Here is a 22,113-nt window from a genome sequence, read left to right on the forward strand (position 1 = left end):
TGGCAATACGAATGATCCAATTTCAAAAACAGTCGCATGATCAGCACTGGGTATGAGATCGTCCAACTGGGGAATGCTGTTTTCATGGTAGTATATTCAAGAGATTATTCATCTGGTGCCACCTGTTTTTCACATTAAATTGATGAGACAGGCAATCTGACTACCTGTATTACGACTTTGTCTAATACAGGCTAAGCTAGCTCACATAAGATGATATGATTTTTTGTCCCGTACAGATGTACTCATGATAAGTAATTCCTTTTTTATCCATAGTCTATTTCCGTTAGTCGAGCTCCTTTTAAAGCCAGGCTCGATGAGAGCCAAAAGGGGACATTTCTAATTTGCTCCTACAAATACGGTGTTACGGTTGACTCAAATAAACTATATGTGTAAATATTTGAACACTGCGGGCTGCTCTTTAGATTTATCGCCTGAGGGCTCAGCTTAAAAACGAGGTGAACATTATGTCTGCACATACAGTTGACGAATTAATAAAAAAGGATAGACAGGACTTGATATCGCTTGTTGCTCAAAATCCATCTTTACTTTTGGAGCAAGACAGCGATGGCAAAACTCTACTTCATTGCGCCGTCTTAGACGCCCGGATGGGAAACAGCTGGGTATTGAGTCTGGAGCCTTACATAACAAAAGAAGCTTTGTCTGTAACTGATAATAGGGGGAATACACCTATTCATACAGCAGCTTTATATGCTAATAACCTAAGGATATATGTACAAGTTATGCCCTTGTATCTCAAAAAAGCCGCAATATTCAGGCTGGATGTGAATTTAGTTAATCATGCCGGGGAGACGCCCTTGAGCCTGACAGAGGTATGCGACAGGATTTGGCGACAGAACTGCTCGGCCCCGCGACAGGATGCCAAAGGGTATTTTATGAGAGCTATGACCATTGATTCAGCATCCCTTTCTCCCCAGGAACACTTTGAATACTATATAAGACTATTAGAAGAGTATATCGAGACAAGGAAAAAAGAACCTGAATACTTTACCTTCTTTAGAAGGTGGCGGGGCATGACTCGAACCGTCAAGCTGGAAGCTGCCGAAAAACTGCTTGCTTTTCTTAATGGAGATACATCGATAACGTTCAGCCAAAACCAGCAGGATGCCTTAAATGATGGCAGGTTGAAAGCTATTTATAGTCAAATAAATATCGACAAAACAAACTGGAGTTTCAAGGATTCCCCAAACAGTTTTTCATGATTTACACCTGTGACACCAGACAAATCGTAGCCCTTATTTGCGAAGCATAATACGGGCTATGCTACAAAAACAGTCCAGCCATTTTTGCATAAGTTTTAAATGTTTGATATGTGGCATATTTGTTCAGCTGATTAAGAAATTTTGATGAATGTACTCAAGAAACTCAGCATATCGATATGTTCGGCATATGAAGCTGATTATCTTCTAATCATTCCCTTAATTTTTGCTTAACAAATAATCGTTATAATTAGAAATAAACCATTGGTTTCGGAAATATTATGACTCGAATTGCAGTTACTTACAGTTCTGAAGTAGGTGGTTCCAGTGTCATTTCGTTGAAAAAATCCTTTTTGAGTGTTCATTGCGATGTTGTGGATGCTGATTATAGAGAAATGATGAGAGATATACCTAAGGAGGAATTTGACGAAGCCTATCAATCTGCGGAAGGGCGTAGCAGAATTTTTGCTCATGCTAAATTTAGAGCTGAGAACTTCCTTGATCATGTCGACTGCTTGGTTTTGTCAGGTAATATCGCCATGATTGACCCCGAGTTATTTCATCAGGAGCGTTTTGAAAGCCAAACATACGATTTCTCTCGTACTATCGCCGAATTAGCTCTAGTTCACGTAGCTACTCAGCGTGGAATGCCTATAATGGGTATTTGTGGTGGTCATCAGGTTGTTGCTGTTTATGGTGGTGGAACTTTAAAAGATCTAAATGCTGGAGAGCTCAATAAACAGCGGTTTATGAACTATGAATCCATCCTGTTTCATGTGGATTCATTGTTAAAAGCAATTATCAGCCAACATTTAAATGCAGAGCCTTCATTGGAGCTGGAGCATAAATTTTTTGGTGCTCACAATCAGGTTGTTGAAGAGTTGGCTCAGGGCTTCGTAGCAAAAGCAGTTGGAAGTGATGGTCATAATATCGAAGCAGCAGAGTCTCAACATGGCTCTCCGGTAATTACCACACAATTTCATCCAGAGGTTACGGTACATGGGCTGCCAAATGTTCCTTTTTTATATAAAAAACATGGGGCTGATAGAGAAGTAAGTTTAAAAATATTTGAATTTTTCGCCAAAGCAGGTGAGGCCTATAAAAATAAGAAAAATTTGGTGAGTGAAATAAAAAGCAAGTCATGTCCAAGGGAATCTTCTTTTAGCAAAGACAAACAAGACAATATCAATTTAAATACTGGCAAAACAAATGTGAAAAAGCAGATTAACTCTTCTAAAAAAACGACTGGTCTAGTTAAAATAATTGCAAGTAACATTTTAAAATTAATAGATAAAATAAAGTTATTTTTTATTGCCGTCATTTCATATAGATTAACTACTAAAAAAATCAATCAAGTAAAAAGACGAAAGCGATTAATTGCCAAGGGTGGTTCGAAAAATATTCGAGCGCATAAGAAATCTGGAACTAAAGAATCAACAGTAAAAATAATCGAAACCCAAATGAAGCATGGTCAACCGTTGTCTAAAAAAAATGCGGAACAAGCGAGGGATCTTGAACAAGAAAATATTTCTCCTTTACATATAATGGGTAACACGCCAGCTCGACTATGGTCCGCAAATAAACCTGGCGAGGGAGTGTTAGATAACCAGGATATCACTTCACAAAGTAATACTCACCCGTGAGGTCTGCGAACAAACATACGTAAAGTCAGTTGAAATTTAAATGACGGTCATCTCCACATAACGTGGATCTCCTGAAAATTATATTGTGCGCAATGAGGAGATTTTTTTTGATGTTTGGAACATTATTAAAATTAAAGCAGGCAACTTAATTTAGATGAGGATCAAGGCGTACAATAAGTTGCCCTAGGTTAATGCTAACTGCTGTTACAGTCATACCCCCACCCATCCCTACCTCGAATGGTTTTAATAATCCCTAACTTCGTCAGATTTTGAATAATTTATATCAGGTGGCTACTTGAAATAGCATAAGCGTTTGTTATGCCCTGGAAGGTGCATGATTCCTTACGAAGAGCAATATAAATTAAGCTCGTAATGAGTACTCGGTAAATTGAGTAAGCTGCATGATAACTCCTGATGGTTGTTGACTTGCATTATTTCTTTTTATAAGATGTATTACAAATACATCTTATAAGGGGGTTGTTATGTCTGGGTCACTATATGAGCGCTTAGGAGGTCAAACAGCAGTAAATGCTGCGGTTGATATTTTTTATCGTAAAATGCTTACCGATGATCGAGTGAGTTATTTTTTTGATGATGTAGATATGGAACTGCAAATTTTGAAACAAAAAGGGTTTTTAACCATGGTATTTGGGGGGCCGAATCAATACAGTGGAAAAAACATGCAAGAAGGCCATGCGCATCTGCTCAAGCGAGGATTAAACGACTCTCATGTGGATATTGTGATCGAACATTTGGGTGCTACTCTCTCTGAGTTAGGTGTTAGTGATGAGGATATTCATCAGGTTGCAACCATAGCCAATAGTGTTAGAGATCATGTGTTGAGTCGCTCATGAATACTCTGATCTACAAAAATAAATCCTATTTATTGGATGCTTCCGAAACGGTTTTGCAATGCTTTCTCAGACATGAAGTCACATATCCTAACTCATGCCTGACGGGAATATGTCAATCGTGTTTGATTAAGGCAAAAGATGGAGTGGTTCACCCCTCCTGGCAAGAGGGATTGCCTGAAATCTTAACATCGCAAGGTTATTTCCTTGCCTGTCTTGCACAGCCACAAAGTACGCTGCAGGTGGAAGAACCTGATAGTGCTGAGTGTGAAGTGCATGCAAATATTTTGGCGCTGAACTTATTAAACCATAATGTAATGCAGGTCAAATTAGGTGTAGAAGACCTTCAGTCCTGGGTTCCTGGCCAATATCTTAATCTGATTAATCCTGAAGGAATCACTCGAAGCTACTCTATTGCTAATTTGCCATTGCAGGAGGGATTTATTGAGTTACACGTGAAAATCCACCCTAACGGCAGTATGGGGCAATGGCTTTTAAACCATGCAGCTTTAAATACCGAGGTAATGCTCCGGGGGCCTTTTGGTCGGTGCTTTTATCATAATCCTGATCAATTAGCCTTTGATATGGTTTTAGCGGGAACAGGAACAGGTCTTGCACCACTGATAGCCATAATAAAAAATGCACTCGCTCAACATCATCAAGGGCAGATCACGTTAATCCATGGCGGTGTTAGTGATAGGGATATTTACTATCGTGACGAACTGGACATGTTAGCTGCGGTATTTCCATCCTTTGTTTATGACCCTTGCGTGCTGCAAAGTCAGGGCGGTTACCCTGAGGCCTCTGTAGAAAAGAGGGTATTGCTGCACTTAACAAAGCCTCAAACAACCCGTGTGTACGTTTGTGGCCCTAAGGAAACAACCAACACATTGAAAAAACATATTTTTCTTTCCGGAGTCCCTTCAAAATCCATCTTGAGCGATGTATTTTTATGAGCAGATTCTCTTGGTGATTTGCTTAGCCTGTTTCCTCGCAAATGGGCTTGCTTGTTGCTTTCCTTGGGAATCAACGCATGAAATCCTCTAATGCGTTTTTATTTCCATTCATGATGTCCAATACATGCGTTTGAATTTGTTCAATGGGCCAATTCCACCATTGCAGCTTAAGCAAAAAGTCAATTGTTTCCTCATCGAAGCGTTTGCGAATCACTTGAGCCGGATTTCCTCCGACAATTTCATAAGGCATTACGTCTTTAGTAACGACAGCACGAGTTCCAATAATAGCACCATCGCCAATAGTCACTCCTGGCATAATAGTCGCATCATAGCCAATCCAGACATCATTACCGATTACAGTGTCTTTTTTGCGACTTTCTATGAACGGTACTTCAGGCCAATAAGATTTAAAAATGATAAATGGAAAAGATGAAAACCCACCTAAGGGATGATTACCGCCATTCATGATAAATTTGACCTGAGTGGCTATTTGGCAAAATTTGCCAATGATGAGTTTGTCACCAATAAAATCAAAATGGTAAAGCACGTTTTTTTCAAAATGATGAACATCAACAGGATCATCATAATACGTATAATCCCCAACTATAATGTTGGGATTTGTGATAATATTTTTTAGAAAAACGGTGCGCTCAGTACCCTGTATTGGATACAAATCATTGGGATTAGGATGCATTATTCAACTCCTTAATTTGCAATAAGCAACACTACCAAGGCATTATTAAGATGGTCGGAGTGACAAGAATCGAACTTGCGACCCCTGCCTCCCGAAGGCAGTGCTCTACCAGACTGAGCTACACTCCGATGGTGTTCGATTAATAACTTCGTTCCAAAGCAAAATTGGCTAAATCAATTAGTGCGTTTTTGTATTTCGAATCGTCAAGAACAGACAAACAAGACAAAGCCTTGTCCACCTCCTCGGCTGCGACTTTTTTGGTATGGGCTATTGCATCGGTCTGTTCAATGGCTAGAAGAATATCAGGCAAATGTTCCAGACTGCCCATTTGCAAACTACGTTTTATTTGCTCTTGTTGCGTTGGTGTGCCGTGCTGTAATGCGTGAATCAAGGGAAGCGTTGCTTTACCATCGGCTAAGTCATCACCAATATTTTTACCCAGCGTGGCAACATCAGAACAATAATCCAGTGCATCATCAATCAGCTGAAAGGCATTACCCAGGTGTAATCCATAAGCGTAGAGACTGTTTTGTACTGCAACAGGTGCCTCACCTAAAATGGGCCCTATACACGCAGCAGCAGCAAACAGCAGGGCGGTTTTAGACTGAATCACATCAAAATAATCTTCCATGCTCAATGAGGGATTATGTCTATTAGCAAGTTGCTTCACCTCGCCACAGCTAATCTGGTGTGATGTGTTGGCAAAAAGATTTAAAACAGCAGAAATACCTACCTCGACCATTAACTGTACGGATTGGGTGAATAAATAATCACCAACCAGCACACTGGCTTTACTGCCCCAAATACTGTTTGCGGTTTGTCGTCCTCTTCTTAAGGTAGATTCATCAACTACATCATCATGTAGCAAAGTGGCTGTATGGAAAAATTCAACCATGGCGGCCAGAGAAATATGAGCTGTACCTTTATAGCCGCAAGCATTGCTGGCTAATAATACCAGTAGGGGGCGTAATCTCTTGCCACCACTTTCGACGATATGATGGGACAAATCATGAATTAAAACAATTTGTGATTGGATTTTATCTATAATCAGGTTATTAACCGCATCAAAATCTTCACTAACCAAGGCGCGTATACGGTCAATAGTCATTCTTTATCCCCTACCAATTAATCAATGAATCCTAAGGGGGGATATGGTAATTGTCAAGTGGAAGAGGGCTTGAGCAGGGTAAACGCATCTAAATTATGAACATAAATCTCCACCATTTTGCCTACGTCCTGCGCTTTATGCGCAGGATCCATGCGATCTTCGTGCAGGCAAAGATCTGGATTCTGCGCATAAAGCGCAGAACGTAGGCGTCTTGGTCTTAGATAATACGTTTAGATGCGTTTACCCTGAGGGCTTGAGCTGTTCTGTTCTAATTGGTCTCACTGGTCTTGTTTGTTGCATTGGGAACGCATTTTCTTATTCTGATACATGTTGTTGTCAGCCAGATTAAGTAAGCGTTCTGCATTAGTAGCCTCATCAGGGAAATTGGCCGTACCTATGCTGATAGAGCAAGTTAAATGATGATGTTTAATGCAAAAAGGTTGAGTAAATTCCTGATTGACCCGTTTGATTATGGTGTCGACTAGTGTTTCGTTTGATTTATAGCGGATAATAGCGGTAAATTCATCACCGCCCAAGCGAGCAATGAAGTCTTGTTCCCTAAAGCAATTTTTTAGTCTTTTACCTACCTGTAACAGTAAAATATCCCCTGTGTCATGACCGTATTTATCGTTAATTTTTTTAAATTCATCCAAATCCATAAAAAATAAAGTTACTGAGTCTTGAGTTGCAAGAGCTGCATCCAGAATATTTTGCAAATGGGTATTAAAATAGGGACGATTGGGTAAATTGGTCAAAGAATCATGATTTGAAAGGTAATGGAATTTTTGCTTATCAGAATGCAGTAAAAAATTTTGTTCTTTTAAAACAGTTTCATAGTGTTTATTTTCTTTTAATAAGTTATACAACACGGTACTGATGAGCAGGAAAATAAACACATGATTGCTCATTTCAACATAAGGCAGATATTCCGGGGGTATTTGGTATATGGGAGAGGTGAACTGATAAAGAAACATTGAGGCTATTGCAGCAGATAACATGCTGTAAAGAATTAAACCTTCCAATCCTAATGTTGTGGCCGCAAGTAGAGGTGGTAAGTAAAACCAGCCAAAATTAGAGCTTGATACCCCTCCTATAAACAGATTTCCGATAGTAATGACCAGTAGACACAAGATGTTTATGATGTGACTGCATAGTGTGATACTCCACTTTTTTTTCAACAACACCCAATTACCTGCAGTAATCAAACAGGCACAAAATAACAAACAGGCAATAGCCCAAAAGTGAAGGTATAGATTGAGTGCAGTGAAGTTGACGCCAATAATCAGGAGTTCAATGGTAATCGCAGTTAACAGGCGGTATTTCCTATCCTGCTCGCTGGGAAGAGGAAGTTTGGCTCTTTGCGTGTTCCTCCTCTTTTTATTTGAACCCATTGACAGACCTCAGATGAATTGTAGCAAATTATATCCTGTTAACTGTATTATAGAGCATTATTTGAACATAATGGAGAGGCGCAGGCTTAAGAACAAGCGGATTATTTCATTTATGATCCGCTTGGCATTCTGACTCAACCTGTTATACATTGAAACGAAAGTGCATCACATCGCCATCACATACGATGTATTCTTTGCCCTCAAGGCGTAATTTGCCCGCTTCTTTGGCTCCTTGTTCGCCTCGGCATTTAATGAATTCTTCATATGCAATAACCTCAGCTCGAATAAAGCCTTTTTCAAAATCGGTATGAATGACGCCAGCTGCCTGAGGGGCGGTAGCTCCCTTATGAACGGTCCATGCTCTGACTTCTTTTACTCCTGCGGTAAAATAAGTTTGTAGGCCTAACAGATCATATCCTGCTCTGATCACCTTATTCAATCCCGGTTCGGTTAATCCCAAATCAGCCATAAATTCTTTGCGATCACTGTCATCCAAATCGACAAGTTCGGCTTCCGTTGCAGCGCATAAAGCGACAATTTGCGCTTTTTCCTGAGCAGCAAGCTGTTGAACTTTTTCCAGCAACGGGTTGTTTTCGTAACCATTGTCGTCTACGTTGGCTATATAAAGAACCGGTTTTGCCGTCAGCAAAAACAGCCGGCGGGTAATGAGTTCTTCTTCACTATTGAGGCCTAAGGTTCTGACCGGATTTCCCTCATCAAGATGTGCTTTGATTTTTTCGAGGGTTTTCATTTCGAAAATGGCTTCTTTGTTGCCGCTTCTACTGTTTTTTCCTGCCTTGAGCATGGCTTTTTCTACCGTTTCCATATCGGCTAAAGCCAGTTCCGTGTTTATCACTTCTATGTCGTTAAGCGGATCAACTCGTCCTTCAACGTGAATGACATCTGAATGTTCAAAACAGCGGACTACGTGAGCAATTGCGTCTGTTTCACGAATATTGGCCAGAAATTGGTTGCCAAGTCCTTCACCACTGGAAGCTCCTTTAACCAGGCCAGCAATATCAACAAATTGCATGGTTGCCGGGATAGCCTGTTGCGGCTTGACAATTTCACTTAATGCATCCAAGCGAGGATCGGGTACCGTTACTATGCCTACATTAGGTTCTATAGTGCAAAATGGGTAGTTAGCTGCCTCTATACCGGCTTTGGTTAGCGCATTGAACAGAGTTGATTTTCCCACGTTAGGTAGTCCAACAATACCGCATTTAAATCCCATGTGTGTTTCCTCTTGGCTAATATTCTAAGTTAAAGCTGCAATCGTCAGCATTGAACGGTTTTCTTTAGAATTAAGTGTTTAACTGATTCATTGCTCTGGCTATATCTCCAGACAATACCAAAGGCATAACGCCTATGCCTCTATCTACAGCATCGTAAATTTGTTGCCTTTCATGAGCTGATGGCTTACCAAGTACAAATTGATGTACCAAATCTTTGTGGCCGGGATGACCAATGCCTATTCGTAATCGATGAAACTCACTGCTTCCTAACTGAGCAATAATATCTCTTAAACCATTGTGGCCGCCATGACCGCCACCTGTCTTTATTTTAATCCGGCCGGGAGGTAAATCCAGCTCGTCATGGACTACCATGATTTCATTGGGTTGTATTCGATAAAATTGGCTGACTGCTCTGGTTGGCAAACCGCTATGGTTCATAAAAGTTAACGGTAAGACCAGTTTACACTGATGATGATTAAGCTCCAGATCAGCAATTTCAGCCTGCATTTTTTTATCAGATTTGTAGGATGTGCTATGTCTTTGTGCCAGTGAAGTCACTAACCAACCACCTGCATTATGTCTCGTTTGCTCGTAGGCCGATCCCGGATTGCGCAAACCAATGATGAGTTTAATGGTCATATGGTGTTAATTCTCAGTGGGTGTAACGTATTAACCGTGTAGTTTGAAACGTGTTGTATCCAGGCGAACTTGCAGATAAGCAGTATGGATTTCAACCGATTATCTGCAAGACATTATCCCAGAGTAAAATTACTCTGCGCTTTTTTCATCATTTGTGGTCGGTACAGCAGAAGCAGGAACAGATGACTCTTCTTCAACTGCCGCAACTTTAGGTGCATGAATGCTTACAACAGGCGAATCATGACTGCCATCGGCCACATCAACAGTCAATTGAACCCCTTTGGGCAGGTGCAGATTTGACAAATGCACAACATCATTCATACCCACATCAGTCATATCGACTTCAATAAATTCTGGCAGATCTTTTGCCTGGCAACGAATTTCAACCTGAGTCATAGAGTGGTTGATGATGCCACCCGCTTTAACGCCAGCAGATTTTTGTTCGTTGGTAAAATGCAGAGGAACAAGTTTTACCAGAACGTCTTTGCCAGATACACGTTGTAAATCCATGTGCATTACAATAGGCTTGTAAGGATGGCGTTGCAATGCTTTCAAAATCACGTGCTCGACTTTACCGTCAACAGAAATATCAAAAACACTGGAGTAAATACTTTCGGTTTCCAAGGCTTTAACTACTTTATTATGCAGAAAGTGGATTGATTTTGGTTGTTTATCACCGCCATAAATTACAGCGGGAACTTTATTTTCAAGACGACGTAGGCGGCGGCTCGCACCTTTCCCCATATCCGTTCTTGATTCGGCTTCTAAAAGAATTGTTGACATTATATACTCCAATAAAATTAAGGGTCCCTATTTATTCCGCGACCAGAACAAATACCCGGATACCGTAAAATAACCAGTAAGCAAACCGGGAAAGGGTGAAGAAGTATACAATATTTTAAAATGAACTTGAAGTCATAGCCATAATTTAATAGAATGTGGCACTTTGTTGAAATTGTCATAGCCAATCAGGCGAGTTGGAGAAAGTTTATGTATGCGGTAATCAAGACAGGCGGTAAGCAATATACCGTAAAAGAAGGCGACGTTCTGAAAATTGAAATGCTGCCTGAAGATGTTGGCAATGAGATCAACTTTTCAGAAGTATTGATGTTGGCAGATGGCGACAATGTCATTTGCGGCACTCCATTTGTTGCCAAGGCAGTTGTGAAGGCAGAAGTTCTGGATCACGGTCGTCATAAAAAAGTAAAAATCATTAAGTTCCGTCGTCGTAAGCACCACATGAAGCAAATGGGGCATAGACAATATTATTCGCAAGTTAAAATTACTGCGATAAGCAAGTAAGAGGGGATAGCAATGGCTCATAAGAAAGCAGGTGGTAGTACTCGTAATGGCCGCGACTCGAATCCAAAGTTTCTTGGTGTAAAGCGTTTCGGTGGTCAATTTGTAAATGCGGGTGAAATAATTGTAAGACAGCGTGGTACTCGTTTCCATCCAGGAACTGGTGTTGGTTGTGGTCGTGATCATACCTTATACGCTTTGGTTTCCGGATTGGTACATTTTGCCGTTAAGGGTGAGAAAAATCGCAAGTACGTTACCATAGTTGCTGAACAGCAAGAAGAAGCTGCAAACTAGTTTATTAATGCCGGGTTTAATAAGTACATCCTTGATGTATAAACCGCATTTATAAACAACATTACAATAGCATGTTTTTCGTTGAAAATAGTCTCAAAAATACTCAGTAAACAAGATTATTTTCATGCAATTAATAACCCCGGTAACGGGGTTTTTTTTTAGGTTTAAGGTTAGTCATGAGATTCGTCGATGAAGCAATTATTAAGGTAGACGCCGGTAATGGTGGCAATGGTTGCGTCAGTTTCAGGCGTGAAAAATTTATTCCTCGTGGTGGTCCCGATGGTGGTGATGGCGGTGATGGCGGGAGTATTTATTTTGAGGCAAGCATTGATTTAAATACCCTGGTTGATTTTCGTTATATGCGTCATTATAAAGCTGAAAATGGCCAACAAGGTATGGGCAGTAACTGCAGTGGAAAAAAAGGCGCTGATCTGGTTATCAAAGTTCCTGTTGGCACTTTGGTTTATGATGTCGATACAGGAGAATTGCTGGGTGATATCAATAAACCGGGCGAACCAGTCCTTATTGCCCAGGGCGGATTTCATGGATTGGGTAATACACGCTATAAAAGCAGTGTGAATCGTTCTCCCAGACAGTCGAGTCCCGGAAGCCCTGGCGAGAGCCGGCATTTACGTCTGGAATTACGAGTTTTGGCTGATGTGGGTTTATTGGGTCTGCCTAACGCAGGGAAATCAACTTTAATTCGTGCGGTTTCCAGCTCAAAGGCAAAAGTCGCAGATTATCCTTTTACAACCTTGCATCCGGGTTTGGGCGTTGTGAGCGTCTCCTCGCATAAGAGCTTTGTCATGGCGGATATTCCTGGTCTTATTGAGGGAGCAGCAGCTGGTGCCGGGTTAGGTCATCGTTTTTTAAAACATTTGTCACGTACTTGTGTTTTATTGCATGTTATTGATGTCGCTCCGCTTGACGGCAGTGATCCGGTTGCTTCTGCTAAGGCCATTATCAATGAGTTGGGAGAGTACAATCCTGATCTGTTGAATAAACCTCGCTGGCTGGTACTCAATAAAATGGATATGTTGCCTGATGAGGCCAGCAGACAGGAACGAGTCGAGACCATTGTTAAAGGCCTCGACTGGAAAGGTAGAGTATTTGCTATTTCAGCAATCAGCGGCCAGGGCACGCAACAGCTGTGCTACTCACTGATGCAATTGATTGATGAGATGAAAGAGTCTGAAGCTTAACCATTCTGCGGCATAATAGACGACCAAAGAGCTGCGATAGGCTATTTGGTGCGTCTCTCCTCCTTCCTGAATTTGATTACTGTAATTAATAGTTAATTGGGTTGCGCCTTTAGGGGGCTGCTGTAACCAGTATTCCTCCAGACCTTTCAGATGAAAATGTAATTTTGTAGCTTTAAGATCATGAAAGTGAATCAAGTGCTGGGTACCCGGTTTCACTAATAGCGTTTGCAACAGACCCTGGGTTGCCTCATCTATAATGGTTATGGGTTCATTATTTTTAATGATCAACTCTCTTAAATTGTCCGAGGCTTTTCTGTCTACATCGGCAATAATATGAGGCGATAGAATGGGATCAACAATGGCTTTAACCTGTTCTACCCGATCACTGGTACATCTTACTTTAAATTCAATATAGGGTACATCGAGACGATAGCCCGTTTGGCAGTCAACAGATGCCAAAGCATTTTCCAGGGTTTGCGCAATTTCGCTTTCCGCTAATCCAAAAATTCGCCATTTAATAATGTGTTTTTTACTGCGTTGCATTTTTAGAAGGTTGGGAAGTGCGTGATTTGTGAACATTGGTAAACATTCACGAGGAGGGCCGGGGAGTAAGATAAAGATGCGGTTATTCCATTGGTAATAACACCCTACGGCACTTCCATTGGGATTAGGCAGTATTTGGGCTTGTGGTGGAAAAAGGCATTGTTGCAGATTGCCTTCATTGATGACGACTTGCGCCGCCTGTAAGCGATCTTTGATGTGCTGCAAGGCCTCTTCGTGCTGCACCAAATCATCACCTGTAAATCGTGCCAAAGCAAACCGAGTCAGATCGTCTGTGGTTGGCCCAAGTCCACCGATTAAAATAATGACTTCATGCTGTTGGGTTAAAAACTCCAGACAGCTGATAATGTCTTTTTCTTTATCACTACAGGTCATTTGCAATCCCAGTGATAATCCCTCAGAGCTAAGAATATGCGCAATATCACGGCTGTTGGTGTTAAGGGTATCACCGTGAACGAGTTCATCTCCCGTAGCTAAAATAGCAATAGTCATTTGATATTCCTGTAAAAAACGGATAAGCAGAATTCTATAGCAGAATTAAAAAAATAAGTACTTTTATTCTGAAGGGATACAGATGAACTTTAATCGACTTTTAGTTCATTTGATGATCATAGTGCTTGAACGGTGTTCTTTTATGGTTTAGTATCGCAATCTTTATTCCTTTTGAGCTTTGAAGCCATCATGCATTTACATCAATTTCTTTATTTATTTCTGGTTGATATAGCACAGTTAAACTGTGGACGTGATTACAGGTCTTATGTGGCTTCAGAACCAGGATATGGCGCTGCTCAATTAAATGCTTATATTACCGCCTTTAATGACAGTCGTGATGGAAAAATAACCCATCAGCTCTTAAAAAAAATTAATTTTGAGGCCATGGCATTTGACGAAACAGTGGGTAGGGGGGGATATAAAAAAAATTGTAATAACTTTTGTATTGCTCCTGAGTTGATGAGCGGACCAACACGTTCGTATGGTGTTCTAACTTATTCTGCCGATCTTAAAGGTATAGGCGAGTTCATTCGCTATTGGATATTGAATAATCCTGAGTCCATTCATTCCCTCAGTTTTGGCGGAAGAGCAGAGACAGATGCTGTTCCAATCTATATTATTAAGCATAGTGCAGAACAACCAGAAAAGCTATGCTGGATTAAATTGTATAATGGGAGAGAAACAAGACTTTTTCTGGATTTTGAATCATCAATGCACCAAGTGGGCTTGCTTTATAATGATTTTGCCTATCAAATGATTATAGACAGTGGTTTTAATATAGAAGACGGGGATTTGGCAGATACTGTTCATCATCAAATGGACAGGATTATCAATGAATTTGAAGCCGATATGCGCAATGCGGTGACAAACGAGGACAAATTAGTCTGCATAGTAAAGCATGTTCAGCATATTGCCCAGTTGCATCCTTTTACTGATGGAAATATCAGAACCTGTTCTATTTTATTGAACAAACTGCTCAGGGATTACGGTATGCCTTTGACTCTGTTGCTTGATCCCAATCGCCTGGATTGTTGCTCTGTTTCCAGTGTGGTACACATGGTCAAATTAGGCCAGATTTATTACCAACAATTACTCAACTGCGCTGAAGGAAATCTGATTTTCAAAACAGATGAACGGTTATCCAAATTAAAAGAAATTATATGTGCGCCACAGCGTCTTTTTGATATTCAAGACGAGCAGTTACTTGCCGATTTTATTCGTTTTGTGGTTAAAGGTGCTCCACTCATGCTTTCTGCTGCGGGAGATAACCCCCATCATCTGTTTTTTGAGTCAATCTCAGCAAATACTCGAGAGCTTGCTGAGCAATTGCGTGCCGTTATCAATGATAATCCCCAATTTGCACTGATACAACAAGCTTTCGATGAAGGTAAATCAGGTTTGGGTTTTCGTCGTGCCTGTGCTCTTGGGACTTATGAAATGGTTGAACGTATCCTGTCATTTAAGGATAAAATTGCATTAGACTTGAATGAGCCGTCTACTAATGGTAATACAGGACTTGATTGGTTGGCGTATAATAAAAATTGCGATGCTGAGGATAAAGCCCGTATTGAAACGCTTTTACTCAATCATGGCTGTCGAAAAAAAGCAGAGTCATACGCAATGTATTAGAGAATTAATGAGTCAGGCAATAAAAAAAACTGGTGCTGGTAAAAAGGATGATTTGTCGTCATGATACGAATAGTTAACCTGGGTGTATTGTTGCATCACCAGAGCAACAGGCTTTGCAGGATAACATTTTGGGTAGAATTGAAATGTAAATGAGTGAAGGAGAGGTTATGGGGTTTGAAAGTCGTTATGTGGCACATGTTCCCAATGCTCAGGGTATAGTCAGCTATTCAGCAGAAGAAAACAGAGTCTGGACTGCATTATTTGAACGACAAATGAAGTTATTACCTGGCAGAGCTTGTGATGAGTTTATCGCAGGATTGAATACTCTGGGAATTACCGCAAAGGAAATTCCTCAACTTCCAGAAGTAAGTAAAAAATTAAAAGAACAAACAGGGTGGCAGGTGGCTCCGGTGGCCGCTTTAATTTCCGCCCGCGAATTTTTTGAGCTTTTATCCAATAAATTCTTTCCCGCAGCCACGTTTATTCGTTGTGCAGAAGAATTGGATTATGTGCAGGAACCTGATATTTTTCATGAGTTATTTGGGCACTGTCCTATGCTAACTGATGCGGTTTACGCCGAGTTTATTCATGATTATGCGTGTAAGGTTTTAACCTTCCCCGAGGCAGACTGGCCCTTATTGCAACGAATGTTCTGGTTTACCGTAGAGTTTGGTTTGATTAATACGGCACAAGGTTTGAGAGCTTATGGCGGTGGAATATTATCGTCTATCAGTGAAACGGCTTATAGTGTGGAGAGCGATATTCCCTTGCGGGCATTGTTTGATCCTGTTGCTGTTTTTCGTATGCCTTACCGGATAGACAGGTTACAGCCGGTGTATTTTGTTATAAATGATTATGAGACTTTGTACCGGTTTGTTTCTTCCGATATAAGTCAATACATAGTTAAAGCACGACAGCTTGGAGAGTATCCTCCATTTTTTGATGTGGATCCTGATAATCCCAGCATCCATATCCTGGCGTGTTAGTGACAATATAAGTTGTCTTTTGGCTCATTGTACGGTGACTAACATGCGGCTTTAAGATGGCTAAATAGGCTGTTAATGGCCAATATACCCACGAGTTCCCTGTTTTTCATAGGCCACCCAAGTGAATAGGAGGCCTATGTATTGTAATGATAGAAGAGTCTTGCTAACATCGACCAACACACTTTGTTCATTGACTGGTGAGTCAAGGAGCATCATTTGATTAAAGTATTAATTGTTGATGACCATGCATTGGTTCGAATGGGTATTCGACGATTGCTTGAAGACATGTCGGATGTAGACGTAGTTGCCGATGCAGAGAGCGGTGAGCAAGCTTTGGCATTTGTCAAAACGCACAATCCTGATGTCGTTCTTTTAGATATGAAAATGCCTGGAATCGATGGTTGGGAAGTTACCCGTCGTTTAAAAAAATCAAATCCACATATCAAGGTGATTGCGGTTACCGCAATGTGCCCCGATCCCCTGCCTACCCGTGTGTTACAGTTAGGTGCTATGGGCTATTTGACCAAAGAGTCAGGCGCAGAAGAGATGGCTGCTGCAATTCGTAAAGTGGCTAAAGGCGAAAAATATCTTAGTGCCGAGATTGCTCAGAAGATGGCCATTAACAGTCTTCAGGATGCCCAGGGTTCTCCTTTTGATATGTTGTCGGAGCGGGAGATGCAAGTCATGCTCATGATTACCAGCGGTATGAATGTCCAGGATATTGCCGACAGGTTGTTTTTGAGCAGCAAAACGATAAACGGTTATCGTTATCGTATGTTTGAAAAACTAGGAATAAAAAACGATGTAGAGCTCACTTATTTAGCCATGAAACATCGCGTGATTGAACACCCTAATGACATCATTCAAGACGATTAATGTGATGAACTGCGATTCGTCGGGTTATAAACAGTCCTGATTCGTTCCAGAATAGATTATGATGCGATATAATTACCTCTTTGTTTGCAGTTTATGAATATTGGTCAAACTCCAGCTGAATTATCAGCCTTTCTTGCTAAATTACCCAGTGACCCGGGAATTTATCGCATGCTTGATGAAGCGGGTACTGTTTTATACGTGGGTAAGGCCGCCAATCTTAAAAAAAGAGTCAGCAGCTATTTTAACAAACACAACACCGGGGCAAAAACCCGCTCTCTGGTTAGCCAAATTGCCTCTATTGAACTGTCCGTAACCAGAACGGAAACAGAAGCATTGCTTTTGGAAAGCAATCTGATCAAAGCGTTAAGACCCAAGTACAACATATTGTTGCGTGATGATAAGTCTTATCCCTACATCCATATTTCAAAACACCCGGAATTTCCACGTATTGAAAGTTACAGGAGTAAAAAAAAACCGGTATCAGGTCATTTTTTTGGCCCCTACCCCAATAGTGCAGCGGTAAAAGATACCATTCTGACCATCCAAAAAGTATTCAAAATTCGCAATTGTCGGGACAGTTATTTTAATGCCCGTTCTCGCCCATGTTTGCAATATCAGATAAAACGCTGTACTGCTCCCTGCGTGGGGTATATTAGCCCTCAGGAGTATCGCCAATCCATAGACGATGCCATGCGTTTTTTACAGGGTAAATGTCAAATCATTTTGGATGAATTAACTGAGCGCATGCAAGGTGCTGTAGACGAACTTAATTTTGAAGCGGCAGCTGTATTTCGTGATCAGATTAAAAATTTACGTTTGGTTCAGGAGCAACAGGCTGTAGTTCAGCTTAAAGGCGATGCTGATGTTATTGCCATTGAGGTGCAACCAGGTTTTGCATGCATTCAATGCGTTACGATACGAGAGGGACAGGTGCTGGCCAGCCGCAGTTTTTTTCCTTCAGTTCCTATGAGCGGCCTGCAAGAGGAGTTGGATGGTGACGATTTGTGGCAGCAAACTTTTGCTGCGTTTGTTGCTTTTTATTATCTCGATTCCGGTGACAGAATACCTGCCCTGATTATTACTAATAAAGCGCTGCAGGACCATCATTCCCTGGAAGAAGCGCTTTCTGAACAGCGTGGCAAAGGATGCACCATCCAAATTAACCCTAGGGGTAGTAAGTCCCGATGGATGGATTTTGCTGTGAATAATTTGCGAATATCAACAGCAGAATACTTAAGTCAACACGCAACCACCCGAGCCAGATACCATGCCTTGGAGCAGTTGTTGTCTTTACAAAAGCCTATAAAGCGCATGGAATGCTTTGATATCAGTCACACGCAAGGAGAGGCGACTGTAGCCTCTTGCGTGGTTTTTGATGAGGATGGTCCATGCACTAAAGACTACCGAAGATTTAACATCGAAGGGATTACTCCTGGTGATGATTATGCTGCCATGGAGCAAGCCGTTACCCGCCGATTTAAACGCCTTATCGAGGCGCAATCTCTGCCTGATGTATTAATCATCGATGGAGGTAAGGGACAAGTTGCTGTAGTTAAGCGGGTGTTGGCCTCTTTACTGGTGAGTGGCGTGATTATTCTCGGTGTTGCCAAGGGGCCATCTCGGAAAGCCGGTTGGGAAAAATTGATTTTAGTCAATGAAGACCGGGAGTTTACTTTACCTGAAGATTCAAAGGCGCTGCATCTTTTGCAACACATCCGAGATGAGGCGCATCGTTTTGCAATTACTGCTCATCGTAAGAGAAGACAGAAAGCCCGCCTTGATTCGACCCTTGAGAGTATTGAGGGTGTCGGCGCCAAAAGAAGACAGGCTTTATTGCAGCGCTTTGGTGGCTTAAAGGAATTGTCTAAAGCATCCGTAGAAGAAATAAATAAAGTTCCGGGCATTAGCGCCCATTTGGCACAGCGAATTCATCAATATTTTCACGGTTAATCGGGGTGTTTGGGATATTCAGTTGACGTTTTTCTGTGGGTAATGGACTAAAGAAATTAAGCATGGTGCCTATGATGTGTCCAAATATCGTATCCGAATCAGTAAAGCGTTTTACCTGGCTTACGGGTTCATCTACTGAAATTAAAATTTTATCCACATACGTTTGGCAGTCATTAATGCCTGCCTCGTACCGTTGATAAAACCTGAAAAGGTTCCTTAAACTCAGTTCATACTGTTGGGATAATATTTTATGCATGGTCAGCATTCTGAGCAGTTGTTCACCTGTTGTTGTTCTGGATTCACGTTGAGAGATTTCGGTTATAGCATCGGAAGGCATTCCCAGTTCGATTAGTTTAGGTTTATCAAAAATATTATTGATGGTAAATTTAATAAAACTGTGATGTCCCAGAGAACCCTTAAATCTGGCGCTAAAAAATTCAGCCTCTATCCCCAGTATTTCATAGGTTTGTTGGGTCTGCAAAAATTGGCTAAATTGTTCCTGATTACCGAAAAAATAATCGTTGAGAATCTCTTGTTTTATTTCACTTAAGTAATCATGTTGCAGCGATTCAAAGAGCGATTCAAAAGATGTTGCGAGTTTTCGGACCGTATGTCGAATAAGCCGGGTTTCACTTTCTTTTAGCAGGGTATGAGGAACACGGCGACCCATGATAAATCCGACAAAAAAACCGGTGAAACCGCCCATGAAAAAACCCGTTGGTAATTGTAACTCGACGATATCCTTTAATACCAGGGTGATTGAGCCCACAATACCACCCAAAACTCCGGCAAAAAATCCAATGATGTATCCACCAAAATCCAGTAGCGCTTGCTTGGTTTTATACATGATGCCACTAGCGCCTATTTCTTTGATTAAGGCGTTGTAATGCGTCAAAATTTGTTTGACGTGCTCTAATCGCTTGTCTTGGGGAAGTTGGGTATTTTTTATCTGGTTTATATGGCTAATGATTAAGATTAATCGGCGTGCGACAGGTTCAAGCCTATCAGCAGGGCGATTGGATTGTGCCAGATTCACCAGGAGAGGTAATAAATAATATTTGCCTTCAAACTCCTGGCAGTTATCGATTAGTTGCTTTAATTCTTCATACGTTGCGATATGTAATGGCACGCAATCACTCCTTAACTAGCTTATGATTATATTTATTAATCTATTGTGAATTGACGTTCTTCTGTTTGACTTGTTGGAGCGTGGTGATCTGATTTTTTGTTTTGCTTAAAAAAACTAAGTCCTTGTTCGTGAATGGGCTTTAGTTTATTTTCAGTTGATGATGCAGCAGGCAAAGAAGAATCAGAATGTGGATTTGATTTTTTTTTGATTGTTATGGCTCTGTTGGTAGTCAGGCCAAATACAATCGCTTTCGTGCAGTTTTGCTTAAGAGTTTCGATGAGGTGTTGGGTATGGTTAGAAAAGAGGCCGGCATACACGGATTTCTTATTTGCCTTAATTGTGTTTAAAGCGGTTTTGAATTGATTGGTGTCGAAATGATCGTGCTTAAAACAGGCTGAAATCTGTTGTAACGCCTCTATTTTATTTAATTTTCTTTGCGAAAAAAACAGCCCCCAAAAACCCGTTGAACGGGATTGCAGTTGTTTGATATGTTCCTCTATAGACTTTTTAGCGGTGTCTAGTATTTCTGGCAATTCGTGTTGCAGTGTTCTTTTTTGATTTTGCAAAATTTCGCCACGTGTCTTTTGCAGTTGCGCTCCTGTTTCCAACCAGGAGGAATCATTTAATGTTCCATCCTCTGTACCTAAAAAAGTCATCATTCCCCAAAGGCTTGTGCTCATTGGAATAGAATTCAGTGATTGAAATGCTTTTTTTAAACCGTAATGGTTAAAAGAGTAGGGCTGAACTGTGTGATTAAAATCGTTGGAATGAAAGACATAGTTGTTGAAAAGAAATTTTGCTATTGCTATGGGGCCTGTAGTGCACACGACTATAGATTTTAAGTACAGAGTGCGTTCTTTTTTCATAAGATAATCCAACAATTGGCTGTCGGTTTTTTGGAGAGCTGCGTTGATTTCTTTGTATTCATTTCTAAAAAAGAACCATTTAAAAAATCCAATCTGGCTTTTTAATTCGTTTCTTAATCGGAGCAATACCGATTCACGTGTTTCCTGATCTGATATTTTGTTGAAGTTAATGAATTGCTCTGAATCGTTCATTATTTCATTGATGTATTGTCTTAATTGTCTTGAGGAGGGTTCTTTTCCTCCTGAAAATATGTTTTTAGAGCGAGCGATGTAGATGGACTCGGAGCGATTTTTCATAAAATTGATGAAATATTTATTCAAAAAGCTATTTTTACCAAATTCCTCTGCGGTTTTTTCTATAAAATCAGTGGTGTAATGTCTTAATACATCAATCATTCCTTGTTGAATTTTGTTGATGTCATTCTGAGCGGCCAGGGGATCTGCTATGGCAATATAATCATTGTTTGACAATATGATGTCTTTGTTTCTGATCCGTAAACTGCCAATATTTAATAATAGCGGTGCTTGAACATCCATTTTTTTGGGGAGTTTTGCTGTATCCACTGGAACATCAAAATCAGTATACGTTCCTCGGGTATAAACAGGTGACAGCCATCTTAGGATATCGCTGGCTAAAGCTGGGTTTCCCCCTTCATTGAAATGCGTAATTTCATCTCGATAAAGTTCATAAAGGGTATGTTCATGTTCAGAATTAAGGTTAGTGGCAAATTGATGCGCATCAACAGGAGTTATGCGGTGTTCGGCACAAAAGAGGTTTAAGCTGTTGATGGCCTGCTCATTGAGTAAGGACGAATCGTAAACCAGACTAATTGAATCAGCGGGATTATTTTCACGCATGGTAATTAAGCGCATCTGATTTTCTGTATTCATAAAATTGTCGGGTTTCATGCTGAGCCAGATTTTGACGTGTGCATGAGGATCGTATTGATAAATTTTGTGCGTAACATCCGTCATAATCAACATCCTCATTCTTATAATTAGGGTACATTTATTAAGTTTATTTAGTGTGCCTATACTACTTCAGCAACCTTAATGAATTATTAAATGAAAAAAAATGAGGCATCAGATAAGAAT

Annotated in this window: 20 protein-coding genes and 1 tRNA gene; 11 read left to right on the forward strand and 10 right to left on the reverse strand. The window is 40.7% G+C overall.

All coding sequences use genetic code 11. The annotated features are described in order from the left end of the window. Nucleotides 1-464: 464 nt before the first annotated feature. From Lwor_RS05495 to Lwor_RS05510, 4 genes are all read left to right on the forward strand, one after another. Nucleotides 465-1,220, forward strand: coding sequence for an ankyrin repeat domain-containing protein (locus tag Lwor_RS05495; protein WP_058492900.1), 756 nt, complete (start codon nt 465-467; stop codon nt 1,218-1,220). Between the two features lie 371 nt (nt 1,221-1,591). Further along, nucleotides 1,592-2,860, forward strand: a complete 1,269-nt coding sequence (locus Lwor_RS05500; protein WP_238584625.1) for a gamma-glutamyl-gamma-aminobutyrate hydrolase family protein — start codon at nt 1,592-1,594, stop codon at nt 2,858-2,860. A gap of 482 nt (nt 2,861-3,342) precedes the next feature. Further along, on the forward strand, nt 3,343-3,714 hold the full coding sequence (locus Lwor_RS05505; protein WP_058492902.1) for a group I truncated hemoglobin: 372 nt from the start codon (nt 3,343-3,345) through the stop codon (nt 3,712-3,714). Next, nucleotides 3,711-4,667, forward strand: coding sequence for an FAD-binding oxidoreductase (locus Lwor_RS05510; RefSeq protein ID WP_058492903.1), 957 nt, complete (start codon nt 3,711-3,713; stop codon nt 4,665-4,667). The genes Lwor_RS05505 and Lwor_RS05510 overlap by 4 nt, the downstream gene beginning before the upstream one ends. Nucleotides 4,668-4,737: 70 nt before the next feature. On the opposite strand, the gene Lwor_RS05515 is transcribed toward Lwor_RS05510, so the two are convergent. From Lwor_RS05515 to Lwor_RS05545, 7 genes are all read right to left on the reverse strand, one after another. Continuing rightward, nucleotides 4,738-5,361, reverse strand: a complete 624-nt coding sequence (locus Lwor_RS05515; protein ID WP_058492904.1) for a CatB-related O-acetyltransferase — start codon at nt 5,359-5,361, stop codon at nt 4,738-4,740. A 51-nt stretch (nt 5,362-5,412) separates the two neighbouring features. Next, nucleotides 5,413-5,489 (reverse strand) — tRNA-Pro (locus Lwor_RS05520). Between the two features lie 11 nt (nt 5,490-5,500). Further along, on the reverse strand, nt 5,501-6,469 hold the full coding sequence (locus Lwor_RS05525) for a polyprenyl synthetase family protein (RefSeq protein ID WP_058492905.1): 969 nt from the start codon (nt 6,467-6,469) through the stop codon (nt 5,501-5,503). Nucleotides 6,470-6,747: 278 nt separating this feature from the next. Further along, the gene (locus tag Lwor_RS13310; RefSeq protein WP_065235841.1) at nt 6,748-7,860 is read right to left on the reverse strand and encodes a GGDEF domain-containing protein; all 1,113 of its coding nucleotides are present in this window, start codon (nt 7,858-7,860) and stop codon (nt 6,748-6,750) included. A gap of 142 nt (nt 7,861-8,002) precedes the next feature. Beyond that, nucleotides 8,003-9,094: a redox-regulated ATPase YchF gene (gene ychF, locus Lwor_RS05535; protein ID WP_058492906.1), complete on the reverse strand. Its 1,092-nt coding sequence runs from the start codon at nt 9,092-9,094 to the stop codon at nt 8,003-8,005. A gap of 70 nt (nt 9,095-9,164) precedes the next feature. Further along, nucleotides 9,165-9,734: an aminoacyl-tRNA hydrolase gene (pth, locus tag Lwor_RS05540; RefSeq protein WP_058492907.1), complete on the reverse strand. Its 570-nt coding sequence runs from the start codon at nt 9,732-9,734 to the stop codon at nt 9,165-9,167. 129 nt (nt 9,735-9,863) lie between these two features. After that, entirely contained in the window at nt 9,864-10,517 is a 654-nt protein-coding gene (locus tag Lwor_RS05545) for a 50S ribosomal protein L25/general stress protein Ctc (protein ID WP_058492908.1), read from the reverse strand. A 207-nt stretch (nt 10,518-10,724) separates the two neighbouring features. On the opposite strand from Lwor_RS05545, the gene rplU reads away from it, so the two are divergent. The 3 genes from rplU to cgtA all read left to right on the forward strand — a co-directional run bounded on the left by rplU (nt 10,725) and on the right by cgtA (nt 12,529). Further along, entirely contained in the window at nt 10,725-11,036 is a 312-nt protein-coding gene (rplU, locus tag Lwor_RS05550; protein ID WP_058492965.1) for a 50S ribosomal protein L21, read from the forward strand. Nucleotides 11,037-11,048: 12 nt separating this feature from the next. After that, nucleotides 11,049-11,327: a 50S ribosomal protein L27 gene (gene rpmA, locus Lwor_RS05555; protein ID WP_058492909.1), complete on the forward strand. Its 279-nt coding sequence runs from the start codon at nt 11,049-11,051 to the stop codon at nt 11,325-11,327. Nucleotides 11,328-11,503: 176 nt separating this feature from the next. Then, nucleotides 11,504-12,529: an Obg family GTPase CgtA gene (cgtA, locus tag Lwor_RS05560; protein ID WP_058492910.1), complete on the forward strand. Its 1,026-nt coding sequence runs from the start codon at nt 11,504-11,506 to the stop codon at nt 12,527-12,529. Here cgtA and Lwor_RS05565 read toward each other — a convergent pair. After that, nucleotides 12,485-13,582, reverse strand: a complete 1,098-nt coding sequence (locus Lwor_RS05565) for a competence/damage-inducible protein A (RefSeq protein ID WP_058492911.1) — start codon at nt 13,580-13,582, stop codon at nt 12,485-12,487. The two genes, cgtA and Lwor_RS05565, sit on opposite strands and share 45 nt — an antisense overlap. Nucleotides 13,583-13,771: 189 nt before the next feature. Here Lwor_RS05565 and Lwor_RS05570 point away from each other — a divergent pair, with 189 nt between their 5' ends. The 4 genes from Lwor_RS05570 to uvrC all read left to right on the forward strand — a co-directional run bounded on the left by Lwor_RS05570 (nt 13,772) and on the right by uvrC (nt 19,023). Next, nucleotides 13,772-15,211: a Fic family protein gene (locus tag Lwor_RS05570; protein WP_115090945.1), complete on the forward strand. Its 1,440-nt coding sequence runs from the start codon at nt 13,772-13,774 to the stop codon at nt 15,209-15,211. A gap of 167 nt (nt 15,212-15,378) precedes the next feature. Next, nucleotides 15,379-16,197, forward strand: a complete 819-nt coding sequence (gene phhA / locus Lwor_RS05575; protein ID WP_058492913.1) for a phenylalanine 4-monooxygenase — start codon at nt 15,379-15,381, stop codon at nt 16,195-16,197. A gap of 216 nt (nt 16,198-16,413) precedes the next feature. After that, nucleotides 16,414-17,073, forward strand: a complete 660-nt coding sequence (gene letA, locus Lwor_RS05580) for a two-component system response regulator LetA (protein WP_058492914.1) — start codon at nt 16,414-16,416, stop codon at nt 17,071-17,073. 93 nt (nt 17,074-17,166) lie between these two features. Beyond that, complete coding sequence (gene uvrC / locus Lwor_RS05585; protein WP_058492915.1) at nt 17,167-19,023, forward strand: excinuclease ABC subunit UvrC; 1,857 nt, start codon at nt 17,167-17,169, stop codon at nt 19,021-19,023. Here the strand turns inward: uvrC and Lwor_RS05590 are convergent. Continuing rightward, on the reverse strand, nt 18,977-20,152 hold the full coding sequence (locus tag Lwor_RS05590) for a hypothetical protein (RefSeq protein WP_058492916.1): 1,176 nt from the start codon (nt 20,150-20,152) through the stop codon (nt 18,977-18,979). The two genes, uvrC and Lwor_RS05590, sit on opposite strands and share 47 nt — an antisense overlap. A 35-nt stretch (nt 20,153-20,187) precedes the next feature. Then, the gene (locus Lwor_RS05595; protein ID WP_065235842.1) at nt 20,188-21,993 is read right to left on the reverse strand and encodes a glycosyltransferase family 88 protein; all 1,806 of its coding nucleotides are present in this window, start codon (nt 21,991-21,993) and stop codon (nt 20,188-20,190) included. Between the last annotated feature and the right edge of the window lie 120 nt (nt 21,994-22,113).

The organism is Legionella worsleiensis, assembly GCF_001467535.1.
Taxonomy (GTDB): Bacteria; Pseudomonadota; Gammaproteobacteria; order Legionellales; family Legionellaceae; genus Legionella; species Legionella worsleiensis.